The sequence below is a fragment of the Stutzerimonas sp. KH-1 genome, assembly GCF_054483855.1.
The window spans coordinates 1,642,819-1,658,151 of sequence record NZ_CM137011.1 but is presented as its reverse complement, the minus strand read 5'-3'; the positions used below and the strand labels follow the sequence as shown (position 1 = coordinate 1,658,151).

General features: G+C 62.0%; 14 protein-coding genes. 5 read left to right on the top strand and 9 right to left on the bottom strand.

The genetic code is table 11. The features are described from left to right. Positions 1 to 37 precede the first annotated feature (37 nt). From nfuA to ACX1DW_RS07870, 3 genes are all read left to right on the top strand, one after another. On the top strand, positions 38 to 622 hold the full coding sequence (gene nfuA, locus ACX1DW_RS07880; protein WP_133457233.1) for a Fe-S biogenesis protein NfuA: 585 nt from the start codon (positions 38 to 40) through the stop codon (positions 620 to 622). Between the two features lie 146 nt (positions 623 to 768). Then, a complete protein-coding gene (locus tag ACX1DW_RS07875) occupies positions 769 to 1,752 on the top strand; it encodes a response regulator (RefSeq protein WP_063540597.1) in 984 nt (327 codons plus the stop codon). Between the two features lie 2 nt (positions 1,753 to 1,754). Then, on the top strand, positions 1,755 to 2,717 hold the full coding sequence (locus ACX1DW_RS07870) for a sensor domain-containing diguanylate cyclase (protein WP_133457232.1): 963 nt from the start codon (positions 1,755 to 1,757) through the stop codon (positions 2,715 to 2,717). Positions 2,718 to 2,732: 15 nt separating this feature from the next. On the opposite strand, the gene ACX1DW_RS07865 is transcribed toward ACX1DW_RS07870, so the two are convergent. The 6 genes from ACX1DW_RS07865 to ACX1DW_RS07840 all read right to left on the bottom strand — a co-directional run bounded on the left by ACX1DW_RS07865 (position 2,733) and on the right by ACX1DW_RS07840 (position 7,669). Beyond that, positions 2,733 to 3,833 carry a DNA topoisomerase IB gene (locus tag ACX1DW_RS07865; RefSeq protein WP_133457231.1) on the bottom strand — a complete coding sequence of 367 codons (1,101 nt, stop codon included), beginning with the start codon at positions 3,831 to 3,833 and terminating at the stop codon, positions 2,733 to 2,735. 55 nt (positions 3,834 to 3,888) lie between these two features. Next, positions 3,889 to 4,218, bottom strand: a complete 330-nt coding sequence (locus tag ACX1DW_RS07860; protein ID WP_458993443.1) for a hypothetical protein — start codon at positions 4,216 to 4,218, stop codon at positions 3,889 to 3,891. Then, the gene (locus ACX1DW_RS07855; RefSeq protein ID WP_133457230.1) at positions 4,158 to 4,850 is read right to left on the bottom strand and encodes a DUF421 domain-containing protein; all 693 of its coding nucleotides are present in this window, start codon (positions 4,848 to 4,850) and stop codon (positions 4,158 to 4,160) included. Before ACX1DW_RS07855 ends, ACX1DW_RS07860 begins: the two co-directional genes overlap by 61 nt. A 90-nt stretch (positions 4,851 to 4,940) precedes the next feature. After that, positions 4,941 to 5,222: a hypothetical protein gene (locus tag ACX1DW_RS07850; RefSeq protein ID WP_063540593.1), complete on the bottom strand. Its 282-nt coding sequence runs from the start codon at positions 5,220 to 5,222 to the stop codon at positions 4,941 to 4,943. Positions 5,223 to 5,364: 142 nt separating this feature from the next. Continuing rightward, entirely contained in the window at positions 5,365 to 5,634 is a 270-nt protein-coding gene (locus tag ACX1DW_RS07845) for a hypothetical protein (protein ID WP_038659962.1), read from the bottom strand. 400 nt (positions 5,635 to 6,034) lie between these two features. Next, a complete protein-coding gene (locus tag ACX1DW_RS07840) occupies positions 6,035 to 7,669 on the bottom strand; it encodes a methyl-accepting chemotaxis protein (protein ID WP_063540592.1) in 1,635 nt (544 codons plus the stop codon). Positions 7,670 to 8,017: 348 nt separating this feature from the next. Between ACX1DW_RS07840 and ACX1DW_RS07835 the strand changes: the two genes are divergently transcribed. Further along, positions 8,018 to 8,848, top strand: coding sequence for an undecaprenyl-diphosphate phosphatase (locus ACX1DW_RS07835; protein ID WP_208216111.1), 831 nt, complete (start codon positions 8,018 to 8,020; stop codon positions 8,846 to 8,848). 62 nt (positions 8,849 to 8,910) lie between these two features. On the opposite strand, the gene ACX1DW_RS07830 is transcribed toward ACX1DW_RS07835, so the two are convergent. Beyond that, positions 8,911 to 10,500: an ABC-F family ATPase gene (locus ACX1DW_RS07830; protein WP_458993152.1), complete on the bottom strand. Its 1,590-nt coding sequence runs from the start codon at positions 10,498 to 10,500 to the stop codon at positions 8,911 to 8,913. Positions 10,501 to 10,830: 330 nt separating this feature from the next. Between ACX1DW_RS07830 and ACX1DW_RS07825 the strand changes: the two genes are divergently transcribed. Beyond that, positions 10,831 to 12,942, top strand: coding sequence for a TonB-dependent siderophore receptor (locus ACX1DW_RS07825; protein WP_458993151.1), 2,112 nt, complete (start codon positions 10,831 to 10,833; stop codon positions 12,940 to 12,942). 15 nt (positions 12,943 to 12,957) lie between these two features. Here ACX1DW_RS07825 and ACX1DW_RS07820 read toward each other — a convergent pair whose 3' ends face one another. Next, complete coding sequence (locus tag ACX1DW_RS07820; protein ID WP_279642674.1) at positions 12,958 to 13,935, bottom strand: TAXI family TRAP transporter solute-binding subunit; 978 nt, start codon at positions 13,933 to 13,935, stop codon at positions 12,958 to 12,960. 46 nt (positions 13,936 to 13,981) lie between these two features. Then, the gene (locus ACX1DW_RS07815; RefSeq protein WP_458993150.1) at positions 13,982 to 15,226 is read right to left on the bottom strand and encodes a D-amino acid dehydrogenase; all 1,245 of its coding nucleotides are present in this window, start codon (positions 15,224 to 15,226) and stop codon (positions 13,982 to 13,984) included. Positions 15,227 to 15,333: the final 107 nt, after the last annotated feature.

Below are 15,333 nucleotides of genomic sequence, written 5' to 3'. Positions count from 1 at the left end.
TGGCGTACACTGCGGCGCATGTCTGCGAGGAGTTCCCATGAGCGCGATCACCATTACCGAAGCTGCACACGATTATCTGGCCGACCTGCTCGAAAAGCAGAACACCACCGGCATTGGCATTCGCATCTTCATCACCCAGCCCGGCACACCATACGCCGAGACCTGCATCGCGTACTGCAAGCCGGGTGAGGAGAAGCCCGATGACGTCGCCATGGCTTTGAAGAGCTTTACCGCCTGGATCGATGGCACCAGCGAGCCGTTCCTCGAAGATGCACTGGTCGACTATGCCACTGACCGGATGGGTGGCCAGCTGACCATCAAGGCGCCGAATGCCAAGGTGCCTATGGTCAATGACGACAGTCCGCTGAACGAGCGCATCAATTACTACCTGCAGACCGAGATCAACCCTGGCCTGGCCAGTCACGGAGGGCAGGTGACCCTCATCGATGTGGTCGACGAAGGCATCGCCGTATTGCAGTTCGGTGGCGGCTGTCAGGGCTGTGGTCAGGCCGACGTGACATTGAAGGAAGGAATCGAGAAGACGTTGCTGGCTCGGATTCCAGAGCTCAAGGGGGTCCGCGACGTCACCGACCATACCAATCGCGAGAACGCGTACTACTGATCTTGGGCCCCGGTGGAGCAGGTCCGCCGGGCCGTTCAGCGGATTAAAGGCAAAATGCCATTATTTTGCCACCCTGACGCACACAGCGCGTCTTTCCTGCGATAAGCTCTGGCGCTTCGGTCGATCGGGCAACGAGAGCTCGTACCATGTCTGCCATTTCACTGCTGATCTGCGATGACTCCAGCCTGGCCCGCAAGCAGCTGCTGCAAGCGCTGCCTGCAGGCTGGCCGGTGGTCGTCAGCCAAGCGGCAACCGGTATCGAAGCCCTGGAAAGGGTCCGGCAGGGCGACATCGACGTGCTGCTGCTCGACCTCACAATGCCCGAGCTGGACGGTTATCAGGTCCTTGCGCAGCTGCGCGAAGAAAAACTGCCGTGCAAAACCATCGTGATTTCGGCCGATATCCAGGATGAAGCCGTACGTCGGGTGCTGGCGCTCGGCGCGCTGGCCTTCATCAAGAAGCCTGCGGACCCCGTGCACCTGCAGCAGACGCTCGCCAGCCTTGGCCTGCTGGACGATCTTTCGACGCTGATCGGTCGAGAGGAGGGTGAGCGGATCGGTTTCCGCGACACCTTCCGCGAGGTCGTCAACATCGCCATGGGTCGTGCCGCGGCCCTGCTTGCGCGTGTTCTGGGCGTCTTCATTCAGCTCCCGATTCCCAACGTCAACATTCTCGAGGTCGGCGAACTGCACATGGCGCTGGCCGATGCTGCGCGCGGTGACCAGTTGACCGCGGTTTGTCAGGGTTACATCGGTGGGGGGATCGCCGGAGAGGCGTTGCTACTGTTCCACGATTCGGAGGTCGCGGACATGGCGCGCCTGATGCGCCGGCAGGATTACCTGGAGATGGAGATGCTCCTGGATCTGTCGAGCCTGCTGATCAGCGCGTGCCTGAGCGGCATCGCCGAGCAGATCGAGGTCGTGTTTTCCCAGGGGCATCCGCAGGTGCTCGGGCAGCATGCGTCGATCGAGGAGCTGATACGCCTCAACAGCGCGAGATGGAAAAAGACCTTGGCGGTCGAGATCAGCTATAGCCTGGAAGGGCATGACATCCACTTTGACCTGCTGCTGTTGTTCACGGAAGATTCGGTCGAGCTGCTGACCCGCAAGCTCGCCCACCTGATGGATTGAGCATGAGCGATACCACCGAGTTGACTGAGCTTCACTGGTTGCTGGCCATCGTCCAGAGCATCGACGTGGGTGTGGTGGTTCTGGACCGCGACTTCCGTGTCGAGGTCTGGAACACGTTCATGGAGAATCGCTCTGGCCTGCCGCCGGCAAAGGCGCGCAATCGCTCTTTTTTCTCTCTCTTTCCCGAAGTCGACGAGGATTGGTTTCGCCGCAAGGTGGAGGGCGTCATGACCCTGGGTACGCCCTCGTTCACCATCTGGGAGCAGCGGCCGTATCTCCTGCGTTTCAAGAACTACCAGCCGATTACCGGGCTGGAAGATTTCATGTACCAGAACACCACGCTGCTGCCGCTCAAGGGCATTGACGGCAGCATCGCCCAGGTCTGCCTGATCATCTACGACGTGACCGACGTTGCGGTGAACCGGCGCCAACTGCAGGCGGCCAACGCTGAGCTGCAGCGCCTGTCGAGCACCGATCGGCTGACCGGTTTGTACAACCGCGGCCATTGGGAGGAGATGCTGCAGCTGGACTATGCACGTCATCGCCGTTACGAGAGTCAGGCCGCGCTGGTGATGTTCGATATCGATCACTTCAAGGCGATCAACGATACCTACGGTCACCAGGTCGGCGACGCGGTCATCCAGCAGGTTGCCGATCTGATCCGCGAGAATCTGCGGGATTCGGACGTAGCGGGGCGGTACGGCGGCGAGGAGTTCGTCGTGCTATTACCGGACACCGACAAGCAGGGCGCCATGACCTTCGCCGAGCGCCTCCGGCATGCCGTTGAGAGCCATGAGGTGCAGCACGAGCAGCACCGTATTCGTTTCACCATCAGCCTCGGGGTAGCTGATCTCAGCGAGCCTACCAGCAGCCATGCCCAGCTGATCGAATGGGCGGATTCGGCACTTTATGCATCCAAGGCGGCCGGACGCAATCGGGTCACCCTGCATCAGCACGACGCCTGAGCCGGGGGCGCGCCTTCAATCCGCTGCGCTCCTGAGAAAGGCAAGCAATCCAACTTCTTCCGCGCTCAGCCATCTGCGCTTCCTGGCACTTCGCAATCCGGCCAGTGCACCCTCACTGAATGCCTGCAGGATTGCAGGATGGATGTAGCACTGACGACATACGGCGGGCGTGTTCCCCAGCTGGCTGGCGACCTGCCTTACCGTCTCAACCAGATTGTGCCGGGCGATGCTCTCGGGGGAGCATTCGAGCTGGCGCAGACGCGCCAGTGCCAAGGCACTTCCGGCCCACGTGCGGTAGTCCTTGGCGGTGAAGTCGCGGCCCGTCATGTCCTGCAGGTAGGCATTCACATCGCTGGAACTGACCGCCCGGCGTTGCCCCTCGTCATCCAGATACTGAAACAACTGCTGACCCGGTAGCTCCATGCAGCGGCGCATAAGCCTGGCCAGGCGCTTGTCGCGCAGGGTGACCTCGTGCTTGACCCCGCTTTTGCCGCGAAAGTGGAAACGGATTGCGGTACCGCGGATATCAACATGGCGCGTACGCAGGGTAGTCAGCCCGTAGGAGCGGTTGTCCTTGGCGTAACGTGGATTACCGATTCGGATTAGTGTGGATTCGAGCAATAGCACCACCAGCGCCATGACCTTCTCGCGCGGCATGCCCCGGAGCGCCAGGTGTTTTTCCAAGTCTCGGCGCAGCCGTGGCAGTGCTTCGCCGAACTCCAGCATCCGGTCGTACTTGTTGCTGTCTCGGATCTCTCGCCACCGGGGGTGGTAACGGTACTGCTTGCGCCCACGGGCGTCGCGACCGGTAGCTTGAAGATGACCTTCTGGATCGGAGCAGATCCAGACATCACGGTACGCCGGCGGTATCGCCAACTTGTTGATCCTGCGTATCTCGTCTTCGTCGCGGATGCGCTCGCCGTCAGTATCGAAGTAGGCGAACTTCCCACGTAACATCCGGCGGCGGATGCCGGGTTGCGAATCATCTACGTAATGCAGGTCCGGTGGTAACGCAGGGCATAAGAGGGTGCCGGTGTCGCCCGCTTCGTCCCTGGGAACGGGGCGCTCGCCCTCCGCCAGGGGAGGGGGCTCTTGCATCGTGCTGTCGTCGCGCATCTATTGCGAGATCCTCTAGGCCTCGCCAGCCTGGCTGGCGAGGCGATGGAGCGGCTCAGTTGTCCTTTTCGTTGCCGTTGCGCATCAACAGGCGGATTGCTGCGACGAGTTCGTCAACCGCTTCGCGGTAGAGCTCTGGCTTGGCCTCGGTTTCAGCCTGGTCTGCGTGCTTGCGCGCGGTTTCGAGGTGGTCGTTGATCGATGAATAGTCGCCAAGCATGGTCTGCTCCTGCTTTTGATCTGGATTGAAGGCGGACAGCCGCAACGGAATTGGCTGGTCTCTATCAACTGACCGGTTAGAGCGATGGCGGTTCGTACCGTGTATCAGCGTGATCGCAGCGTAGTCAGCGCCTTTGACCAGGTCGGATTGGAGCAGCGCGGGCATCGCTGAGTCTGTTGGCTTTCCAATGCCTGGGGGAAACCGCAGCGGCCGCATGCATACATGCCGGCCGCGGGAACCTGGCGGAACTCCGGCCGGTATTCCGGCGGCAGAACGGAGAGTCCGGGACGTACCGCTTCGGGTTCATGGAAGAACAGACTGACGTTGCCGTCGTTTTCCAAAATGCCGAGCCGTACCTGACCAAGGTGCTCGACCCCCTGCTGGCGCAGTTCCATGAAGAATTCGTCAGCCGAGATGTTCAAGCTGTCCAGGCTGCGCAGCTCGTAGATGCCGTCGCGAATGATGGTGACCGGTCGACCTTCTAGCCACACACCGAAGCGCGGGCTGCGATTCATCAGATACACGGTGAAGCGATACAAGAACAGCAGGGTGGCGAACACCGCCGCGACCGGTAGCAATGGCACGTCTTCGTAAAACGAGACGTCGCCGGCGGCGGAACCGAGGGTCAGGATGATGACCAGCTCGAACACCGAGAGCTGGCGAATGCCCCGACGGCCGCTGACCTTGAGAAAGATGAAAACCGCTGCGAAAGCGAGCAATGCCCGTAGCGCCACTTCCGCTACGAACATCAACGGAAACTCATGCAAAAGCATGCGCTGCAGATCAAAGGGAGTCATCTTCGGTGTTCCTTCGGAAAAGCCGGCGTTCGTCGGCGGGCATCACATTCGGCTTATCCTAGAGTGCCAGCGTCGAGGAGTGCAGCCCCGTTACTCGGCTGCTGCTATCTCGAATTCCAGGTCGATGGCATCACCACTACCGTCACCGACCACCGAGCCGACTACTGGCTTGCGGGTGACCTTGCGCCCGCCATAGGCCTCGCTCAAGTGCCGCTGTGCGACGTCACCGATGTGGTCGATGAGTCCGGGCGTCTGTGTGTCGCGCGGAATGACGAAGTGCAGTTTCACCAAGTGGCCGCCGGAGTCTCGAGGTAGATCGGCAAGCCCGCAGCTTTGCCATTGATCGTTGACGTAGGCTTCTGCACCTTTCATGGGTCTCTCCTGTTATGTCCGTTGCTGTTGAGACCGTCAAACAGCCGAATGGATCAGTCGAGATCACCAGGGCAGCCCAACCGCCGGACATGAAAAAAGGCCTGGAGCGCGTGCCGCAGGCCTTCGTTCGGGCGAGCCATGCTTATTCAGGCATGTGCCAAGGGGAGAAGTGGGCGCCGTCGCGGCTGAGTTGCTCGCGAGTCTGCTCCAGGGTTTCACCGAGCTTCACAGGATCGGTGAAAACGCTGCTGGACATCTTGCAACGACCCAAGAGGCGGGCTTCGTCGCGATCAACAACGGTGATGCTGACTTCGCCGTTTCCTTCGGGCAGCGTCCAGGCAACGCACTGGAATGGTTTGAACGCGCGGTCGGTGATCAGAAGGGCTTCATTGATACGCAGCGGGGTGTGCATGGGGCATGTCTCTCTGTGTGATACCCAAAATACCTGCAGCCAAGCTCGTTGGCATTGGCCTTACATTGCAGTTGATGTACCCAGAGGACTGATGAGTCACATGCGAGTTCGAAAAAATTTGAAGGCCTTTGCAATTAGCCAAAGGTATAACGTTGACGCATGGTCGGCCGGGGGCTCCAGGTTCGATCTAAACCCTTGTCACTGCTGGAGAATTTCACTGGCGAGGTGAGGGAGGTGGGCTTGCTAGGCCGCAGTGGGAAAAGGCCCGTGCGACAACCTGTCGCGAGGGGAGATGTTGAGGTTAGGCTGGCGCCTGCTTGCTGATGGTGCGAGCGGGAGGGGGCACTGCTTCAGTAGGGTGCCGGCGGTCCCGCTCGCACGAGGACCGCCGGGTGGGGGATCAGACCCTGAACTGACTGAGCAGGCGATTGAGCTGGCTGGCGAGTTCGCCCAGACGCTTGCCCGCCTCACTGGACTGCTCGGCTGCCAGCGTACTCTCTTGCGCCAGGCCGGCGGCCTGGGTCACGTTCTGGTTGATCTCCTCGACCACATGGGACTGCTGCAGGGTGGCGCTGGCAATCGAAGCGTTGACGCCTGACAGGTTGCGCAAAGCCTGAGCGATCTCGCCAAGACTTTCGCCAGCCTGACTGGCCTGCTCGACAGTGAGCTGCGAGGCCCGGTTGCTTTCCATGATGACGTTCACGGCTGCACCTGAATTCTTCTGCAGGCGCTCGATCATGCCTTGGATCTCCGCTGTCGACTGTTGTGTCCGCTGAGCCAGCAGACGCACCTCGTCGGCTACCACGGCGAAGCCACGGCCCTGCTCGCCAGCTCGTGCAGCTTCGATTGCGGCATTCAGTGCCAGCAGGTTGGTCTGCTCGGCGATGGAGCCGATGACCTCGAGAACGGAGCCGATCTTGGTGGTTTCATCGGCCAGCGACTGGATCACGTCCACCGCCTGGCTAATCGTTGCCGACAGCTCATCGATCTGTTGCAGGCTCGTCTCGATGTTGCGCTGGCCGAGCCCGGCCTGGTTCTCTGCTGCGCCCACTTCGCTCGACGCGTGTTCGGCGTTCTTGGCGACTTCCTGCACTGCGTAGGTAACCTCGTTGACTGCCGTGGCCACCTGTTCCATTTGCAGCATCTGCTGCTGGCTCTGTTCGTGGGTCTGGCTGGAAAGCTCGCTGAGCGAGCGCGAGGATTGATCCAGGGCTCCGGCCGTTTCGAAAAGCTGACCGACAACGGTACGCAGTTTCTGGGTGAATCGGTTGAAATCTCGGCCGAGCGTGGTCAGCTCATCATTGCCCGACACATCCAGTGTGTGGGTCAGGTCGGCTTCGCCGCTGGCGATATTGGCCATCGCCGCCATCGTGTGGCGCAGCGGCGCAACGATACTGCGGATCAGGATGGCGACCACCACGGCCATGATCGCGGCGATGAACAGACCGATGATGGAAAAGCGCGTCACGTAGTTCCAGAACTCCTGCTCCACGTCATCGACGTAGATGCCTGAGCCGATGATCCAGCCCCAGGGCTTGAACAGTTGCACATAGGAGATTTTCGGCACCGGATTCTCTTCGCCGGGCTTGGCCCACATGTAGTCGACCAGGCCTGCACCGTCACGACGAGCGATGGCGACCATCTCGTTGAACAGCTCCTTGCCTTCCGGATCCTTGATCTTCGAAAGATCCTGGCCGTCGAGCTTGGGCTGCATCGGGTGCATGATCATGGTCGGGCCAAGATCGTTGATCCAGAAGTAGTCCTGGCCGTCATAGCGCAGCAGCCGGATCTGCTCCATGGCGGCACGTTGCGCCTCGGCAGTACTCATCGCACCGCTGGTTTCCAGCTTGCGGTAGTGCTCGAAAACACCGGCGGCCGCTTCAACCACGTTACGCGTCGCCTCCTGCTTGCCTCGGTACAGGTCGGAGCGAACCTGCTGGATCATCAGCAGGCCGAGGATGAACAGCATGGCGATGGCGACCACGGGGATCAGCCAGAGGCGCTTGCTGATAGGAACATTGCGCAGCAGATTCATGAATACGGCTCCTGGAGGTGTCTTTCTTATCGTTCTTGTCTTGTGGTGGCTCGGACGATGCTTGGTTTGTTGCAAGTGGTAGCGCCATGCTGGTGACGACAACCACCTGAGCCTGCGCCCGCTCAAGCAACCAACGGGTCGCCTGTCAGCTGCGTGCGGCCTGCTGGTAAGAGCCGGGCAATGGCTTCTAAGTAGCTTTTCGGCCGCTTGTGACTAAAAATGAGCCCCCGTTTCGTCTGCCGTGGAATTTAGTTCCCCGCGGCGAGTCAGAACAGCGTTTCGATGGCTTTGTGACATATACCTTGGTTGCATTCATGTGCGATGAGTGGCATCGCTTTTGGGGAGTAGATGGATCTTTGGATTGCGGTTCAGGCACTGATTCTGGGCGTAGTAGAGGGGATAACCGAGTTTCTTCCGGTCTCCAGTACCGGCCACCAAATCATCGTCGCGGATCTGATCGGCTTCGGCGGTGAACGCGCACTGGCTTTCAATATCATCATCCAGCTCGGCGCGATCCTCGCAGTGATCTGGGAATATCGGCGCAAGATCATCGATGTGGTGGTCGGCCTGCCTAGGGAGCGCCAGGCACAGAAGTTCACCGCCAACCTGCTGGTCGCCTTCATGCCGGCTGTGGTGCTTGGCGTGGCCTTTGCCGATCTGATTCACGAATACCTGTTCAATCCGATCACAGTGGCCACCGCGCTGGTCATCGGCGGCATCGTCATGCTCTGGGCCGAGCGTCGCGAACATGCAATTCGCGCCGAGACAGTCGATGACATGACCTGGACGCTGGCCTTGAAGGTCGGTTTCGCTCAGTGTCTGGCGCTGGTGCCGGGCACCTCGCGGTCGGGCTCGACCATCATCGGCGGGCTGCTGTTCGGCCTGTCGCGCAAGGCCGCAACCGAGTTCTCGTTCTTTCTGGCAATGCCGACCATGGTCGGTGCAGCGGTCTACTCCGGCTACAAATACCGCGAGCTGTTCCAGCCGGGCGACTTTGCCGTGTTCGCCATCGGCTTCGTCACTTCGTTCATCTTCGCCATGCTGGCCGTGCGGGCACTGCTGAAATTCATCGGCAACCACAGCTATGCCGCGTTTGCCTGGTACCGGATCGGTTTCGGGTTGCTGATCCTGGCGACCTGGCAGCTGGGCATGATCGACTGGAGCACGGCCGTCGGCTAGAGCATCAAAGAAATGAAAGCCCCGCTAGTGCGGGGCTTTTTTTTGGAGGGCTGATTCGACGGTCAGAGCTGTACGCCCTGGCTGCGCAGGTAGTCGTCGTAGCTGCCGCTGAAGTCGGTCACGCCGTTCTCCGACAATTCGATGATGCGCGTGGCCAGGGAGCTGACGAATTCGCGGTCATGGCTGACGAAGATCAGCGTGCCCGGGTAGTTCTCCAGCGCCAGGTTGAGTGCCTCGATGGATTCCATGTCCAGGTGGTTGGTTGGTTCGTCCATCACCAGCACGTTGGGCTTCTTCAGGATCAGCTTGCCGAACAGCATGCGGCCCTGTTCACCACCGGAAATGACCTTGACCGATTTGTTGATCTCGTCATTGGAGAACAGCATGCGGCCAAGGGTACCGCGTACCAGCTGTTCGCCACCCTGGGTCCACTGGCCCATCCAGTCGAAGAGGGTGACGTCGTCCTCGAAGTCCTCAGCGTGGTCCTGGGCGAAATAGCCCACGTCGGCACTTTCGGTCCATTTCACTTCACCGGACATGGGTGGCAATTCACCGACCAGAGTGCGCAGCAGGGTGGTCTTGCCGATGCCGTTCGGACCGATGATGGCCACGCGCTCGCCGGCTTCGACCTGCAGATTCAGGTTCCGGAACAGCGGTGTGCCGTCATAGCCCTGGCTGACGCGCTCCAGCGTGACCGCCTGGCGATGCAGCTTCTTGTACTGCTCGAAACGGATGAACGGGCTGACGCGACTGGACGGCTTCACTTCGTCGAGCTGGATCTTGTCGATCAGCTTGGCGCGGCTGGTGGCCTGCTTGGCCTTGGAGGCGTTGGCCGAGAAGCGGCTGACGAAGGTCTGCAGTTCGGCGATCTGCGCCTTCTTCTTGGCGTTGTCGGAAAGCAGGCGTTCACGGGCCTGGGTCGCGGCGGTCATGTATTCGTCGTAGTTGCCCGGGAACAGCCGCAGCTCGCCATAATCCAGGTCGGCCATGTGGGTGCAGACCGAGTTCAGGAAGTGGCGGTCGTGGGAAATGATGATCATGGTGCTGTTGCGCGCCGTGAGAATCGATTCCAGCCAGCGGATGGTGTTGATGTCCAGGTGGTTGGTCGGTTCGTCCAGTAGCAGCACTTCCGGGTCGGAGAACAGCGCCTGGGCCAGCAATACGCGCAGCTTCCAGCCGGGCGCCACGGCACTCATCGGGCCGAAATGCTGATCGAGCGGGATGCCGAGGCCGAGCAGCAGCTCGCCGGCGCGCGATTCCGCGGTGTAGCCGTCGAACTCGGCGAATTGCACCTCCAGCTCGGCGACCGCCATGCCGTCTTCTTCGCTCATTTCCGGCAGCGAGTAGATGCGGTCGCGCTCGGCCTTCACCTTCCACAGCTCGGTATGGCCCATGATCACCGTGTCGATCACGCTGAAATCTTCATAGGCGAACTGATCCTGGCGCAGCTTGCCCAGACGCACGTTGGGCTCGAGCATCACCTGGCCGGCCGATGGCTCCAGCTCGCCACCGAGGATCTTCATGAAGGTCGACTTGCCGCAGCCGTTGGCGCCGATGAGACCGTAGCGGTTGCCGCCGCCGAATTTGACGGAGACGTTTTCGAACAGCGGCTTGGCACCGAACTGCATGGTGATGTTGGCGGTGGAGATCAAGGACTTACCTATCAATGTATGTGGCGGCGTGCATCGCCGATCCGGCAGCAATACTCGGCGCTCCAGCTCGCAGCGAAGGAGCTGGTGATCCTGCAGTGTTGAGGAGTACGACAGCGACGGAGGCCGGCTGTCAGAACGAATGCGGGGATTGCGGCCGAGCGAAAGGCGCGCATTGTCGCATAGCTACGCCATCGGAGTAAGCAGGGCCGCACGCAGCGATCGAGGCATTGGCTTTTCGCGGCGAAGCAGATGCGAATCGTTCCATTGACAGCGCCAAGCCAAACGGACAGAATTGTTACGATATAACGTCGTTACCTTTGAGCATTAGGCATGAGTGAGAAAGTCGCGGTATTGAAGTGGGTAGGTGCCGGAGCGGCATTGATGCTGGCGGGTGCGCCGCTGGCGGGCGCGCAGGAGGCGGCGGTGCTGGATTCGGTCGTCATCACTGCCGATCAGGAACGTGCCGACGGACCGGTGCAGGGTTATCGCGCCAAGCGAACGCGCAGTGCCACCAGGACCGATACGCCCATCGAGGAAATACCGCAGTCGATCAGCGTCGTCCCGGCCTCGGTGCTGGACGACCTGGACAGCCCGCGAGTGGAAAGGGCGCTGGACTTCGCCGGGGGCGTTGCACGGCAGAACGACTTCGGCGGCCTTACGATGTACGAGTACAGCGTCCGCGGGTTGACCACCAGCGAGTTCTACAAGGATGGCTTCAGCGTCAACCGGGGCTACATGAACCCGCCGGACGCGGCGAGCATCGAACGTGTCGAGGTTCTCAAGGGACCGTCCGCCAGCCTGTACGGCCGTGGCGATCCGGGCGGCACCATCAACATCGTCAGCAAGCGGCCGCAGCTGGATAGCTTCGCCCGTCTTGACCTGAGCGCCGGGCGTTGGGATCGCTACCGCAGCGCGTTGGACGTGAACACGCCGCTGGATGAAGACGGCAACATGCTGTACCGCATGAACATCGCCGTCGAAGACAACAAGAGTTTCCGCGACCATCGCGAATCCGAACGGCAGTTCGTGGCGCCGTCCTTCAGCTGGGAGCTGAGCCCCGATACGCGGTTGCTGGTGCAGGCTGAGGTGGTGCGCAACCGGCAGACCTTCGACCGCGGGGTGGTCGCACCGGGCGGCAACCTGGGCCGGGTGTCCCGCTCGGCATTCTATGGCGAACCCTCCGATGGTCCGATCAGCAACGACAACGAAACGCTGCAGGCCGAACTCGAACACGACCTCAACGAGGTCTGGACACTGCGCCTGGCCAGTCACTACAAGCAGGGGCGCATGGACGGCTATGCCACCGAAGCAGCGGCGGTCGCAGCAGACGGCCGAACGCTGTCGCGCAACCTGCGCTATCGCGACTATGACTGGCAGGACGCGATCACCCAACTGGAACTGCACGGCCGGGTGGACACCGGTTCGATCGAACATCAGCTGCTGATCGGCACCGAGTACGAACGCTATGCCTTGAGCGAATTCATGCTGCGCTCCGACAACCTGCGCAGTATCGACCTCTACAACCCCGTCTATGGCTCACTGCGACCGGCGTTCAATCCTGCCCGCACGGTCGACCGCAACGAGTTGGTGCACAACCGCGCACTGAATCTGCAGGACCAGATGCGTCTGACCGACAAGCTGTTCGGCGTGGTGGGGGCCCGTTACGACCATTACGAGCAGCGCCTGGACAACGAGGTGAGCGGCCGGCGAGCCGAGCAGACGCACGAAAAGATCACGCCTCGGGTCGGCGTGCTCTACCAGCTGTTGCCGGAGGTCGGCTTGTTCGCCAACGCTTCGCAGTCGTTCAAACCGAACAACGGAGCCGCTGCCAGTGGCGCGACCTTCGATCCGGAAGAGGGCATGGGCTACGAGGCGGGCGTCAAACTCGACCTGTTCGATGGCCGTCTGGGCCTGACCGCCGCGGCATTCCACTTGACCAAGGAGAATGTGCTGACCAGCGATCCGGCCAACGATGGCTTCCAGATCGCTGCGGGCGAAGTTCGCAGCCGTGGTGTGGATCTGCAGCTCGCCGGCCAGCTCACCGACGCCATTCGAGTGATCGGCGCCTACGCCTACGTGGATGCGGAAGTGACCCGCGACAACACCCTGGCGCGCGGCAGTCGCCTGCTCAACGTGCCGCGCCACAGCGGCAGCCTGCTGACCACCTACGAGTTCCAGGATGGCGATCTGCGCGGTCTTTCTCTGGGCGGTGCGCTGAACTATGTGGGCGATCGGGCAGGGCAGGCCCACAGCGACTTCGAACTGCCGTCCTACACCACGGTCGATCTGCTCGCGCGCTACCAGGCCACGCAGAACCTGACGCTGGGAGTGAACCTGAACAATGCCTTCGACCGTACCTACTACGAGCGCTCGTACAGCAACGTCTGGGTGATGCCGGGCGATCCGCGCAACCTCAGCCTGAGCCTGTCCCTGGCGCTCTGACGGCGGGCGGCTGCGTCACAGCCAGCCTTTTTCCCGGTAGTAACGTTCCGCGCCCTCATGCAGGGGCGCGGTCAGGCCGACGCGGATCATGTCCTCGGCTTGAAGCTCGGCGAAGGCCGGATGCAGGCGCTTGAATCGTTCGAGGTTGTCGAACACCGACTTGACCAGCTGGTAGACGACTTCGGGGTCGGTCTTGCTGGTGGTGGCCAGAACCGCCTTGCCGCCGATCGAGGGGACCGCTTCATCGACACCCGGATAGAGCCCGCCGGGGATCGGCGCCGCGCTGTAGTAGTCGGCCTTGGCGAGCAGGGCGTCGATCGCCTCGCCCTGGACCGGGATGATCCGCGCCTTCACGTTCGTCAGTGCTTCCTGGATCGCACCACTGGGATGGCCCACCACATAGGTGATGGCATCCAGGTTGTTGTCGCCCAGCGCCGAGGCCATCTCCGCGGGTTTGAGTTCGGCGGCCAGGGCGAAGCTGGCATTGCTCCAGCCTTTGGCCTTCATGACTTCCTCGAAGGTATCGCGGCTGCCGGAGCCGGGCACACCGATGTTCACGCGTTTGCCTTCCAGGCCATCCAGATCACGGATGCCGCTGTCCTCGCGCACCACCACGGTGAGAATTTCCGATTGCAGCGAGAACACCGCGCGTAGCTCGTCGACGGCACCGTCGCGGTCGAACGGGGCCAGGCCTTGCAAGGCCTTGTGCTGATGGTCGGACTGGATGAAACCGAAATCGTACTCACCTTTCTGCAACGCAACGATGTTGGTCACGCTGCCGGCGGTGGAGGGTGCGTTGCACTTGATGGCCGGCTTCACCTCGGCGCGATTGAGGAAGCGGCACACCGACTGGCCGGCGGTGTAGTACACGCCGGTCTGGCCGCCGGTGCCGATGGTGACGAAACGCTCCTGGGCGAGCGCGCCTGGGCTCGCCATTGCCAGCGCGCCTGCCAGGGTGATGCCGAACAGGCCGATACGGATCTGGTGGTTCATCGTGGTTCCCTCTTGTTGGTTTAGTCGGAACGGTACGGCTGTGAGATCAGCAGGTTAGGCTCAGTCCCTGCAGCGAAACCGCTGGCGGCGATCCGCCGATTTCGCTGGCCAGCAGGTCGGCGCTGCCGCAGGCGAGCGTGAAGCCCAGGCTGCCGTGGCCGACGTTGAGCCAGAGATTATCGATGCCGCTGCGGCCGATGAGCGGCGTGCCCTCCGGTGTGGCCGGGCGCAGACCTGCCCATTGGCGGGCGTGCCGGTAGTCCCCCGCGTCGGGGAAGGTCGCGCCAGCCAGGCGCTGCAGCGTCGCGATGCGTTTGTGGTCGAGTGCGCTGTCCCAGCCGCCGATATCCACCATTGCCGCGACGCGCAGCTGATCGTCCAGGCGGGCATAGACGACCTTGTTGTCGTAATCGGTGACGTTGGTCTGCGGCACCTGGCTCCGTTCGCCCAGCGGCAGGGTCAGGCTGTAGCCCTTGAGCGGATAGATCGGCAGATCGATGCCCAGGGGCCGCAGCAGCCCGACGCTGGATGTTCCGGCGGCGATCACCACATGATCGACAGTGATCTCCTCCCGGCCGATACGCACGGCACGCACGCGGCGACCATTGCTGGGCAGCGCGTCCACCGCCTGCCCGGTATGCAGGCGGAACGCTGGCGAGGACCGCAGCCGCTGCAGCAGCTGGTGGCAGAACCGTTGGCAATCGGCGACCTCGTCACCTGGCGAGTAGATGCCGCCCTGCAATGGGGCGCTCAGTGGCGCCAGTGCAGGTTCGATCTCCACACATTGAGCTGCATCCAGCAGCCGTTGACCGGACCGCTCATCCAGCGCCGCAGCGCCTTTGGCGAGGCTTGCCCGATCACGGTAGATCACCAGCTTGCCGTTGGCGCGCCAGGCGAAACCGTCCAATCGGTCCTCCTCGCGCCAGCTGCGCAGAACCTGTTGGCTGTGCAGGGCCAGGCGCAGCAGATGAGCGGCGTTGCGGCGGTTGACCGAGCGCCGGCAGGCCGCCAGGAAGCGCAGGCACCAGCGCCATTGCCGCAGGCTCGCCCGCGGACTGAAGCGCAGGGGCGCCGTCTGCCCGCGCAGCATCCAGCCCAGTGCCTGCAGCGGCACGCCGGCATCGGCCAGGGGCGAGACGTAGCGATAGCTCAGCTGGCCGCCGTTCGCGAAGCTGGTTTCCAGACCCACGTCGTCACGCCGTTCGATCAGCTCGACCGAGTGCCCTTGGCGCACCAGAGAATAAGCGGTGGCCAGCCCGATGACGCCGCCGCCGACGACTGCAACACGCATGCACTGCTCCTCGTATTCGCTCAGCGCAGCCTAGGCGCCAGCCGGCGAGGCGGCCAATGAAAGGATGGAGGCCAGCCATAACCTGCGGTTATGCTCGGGTCTGGAGG

Bases quoted from the DNA above. Each gene is read 5' to 3' on its own strand.
- nfuA (WP_133457233.1), top strand. From the start codon at position 38: ATGAGCGCGATCACCATTACCGAAGCTGCACACGATTATCTGGCCGAC.
- ACX1DW_RS07875 (WP_063540597.1), top strand. From the start codon at position 769: ATGTCTGCCATTTCACTGCTGATCTGCGATGACTCCAGCCTGGCCCGC.
- ACX1DW_RS07870 (WP_133457232.1), top strand. From the start codon at position 1,755: ATGAGCGATACCACCGAGTTGACTGAGCTTCACTGGTTGCTGGCCATC.
- ACX1DW_RS07865 (WP_133457231.1), bottom strand. From the start codon at position 3,833: ATGCGCGACGACAGCACGATGCAAGAGCCCCCTCCCCTGGCGGAGGGC.
- ACX1DW_RS07860 (WP_458993443.1), bottom strand. From the start codon at position 4,218: ATGCCCGCGCTGCTCCAATCCGACCTGGTCAAAGGCGCTGACTACGCT.
- ACX1DW_RS07855 (WP_133457230.1), bottom strand. From the start codon at position 4,850: ATGACTCCCTTTGATCTGCAGCGCATGCTTTTGCATGAGTTTCCGTTG.
- ACX1DW_RS07850 (WP_063540593.1), bottom strand. From the start codon at position 5,222: ATGAAAGGTGCAGAAGCCTACGTCAACGATCAATGGCAAAGCTGCGGG.
- ACX1DW_RS07845 (WP_038659962.1), bottom strand. From the start codon at position 5,634: ATGCACACCCCGCTGCGTATCAATGAAGCCCTTCTGATCACCGACCGC.
- ACX1DW_RS07840 (WP_063540592.1), bottom strand. From the start codon at position 7,669: ATGAATCTGCTGCGCAATGTTCCTATCAGCAAGCGCCTCTGGCTGATC.
- ACX1DW_RS07835 (WP_208216111.1), top strand. From the start codon at position 8,018: ATGGATCTTTGGATTGCGGTTCAGGCACTGATTCTGGGCGTAGTAGAG.
- ACX1DW_RS07825 (WP_458993151.1), top strand. From the start codon at position 10,831: ATGAGTGAGAAAGTCGCGGTATTGAAGTGGGTAGGTGCCGGAGCGGCA.
- ACX1DW_RS07820 (WP_279642674.1), bottom strand. From the start codon at position 13,935: ATGAACCACCAGATCCGTATCGGCCTGTTCGGCATCACCCTGGCAGGC.
- ACX1DW_RS07815 (WP_458993150.1), bottom strand. From the start codon at position 15,226: ATGCGTGTTGCAGTCGTCGGCGGCGGCGTCATCGGGCTGGCCACCGCT.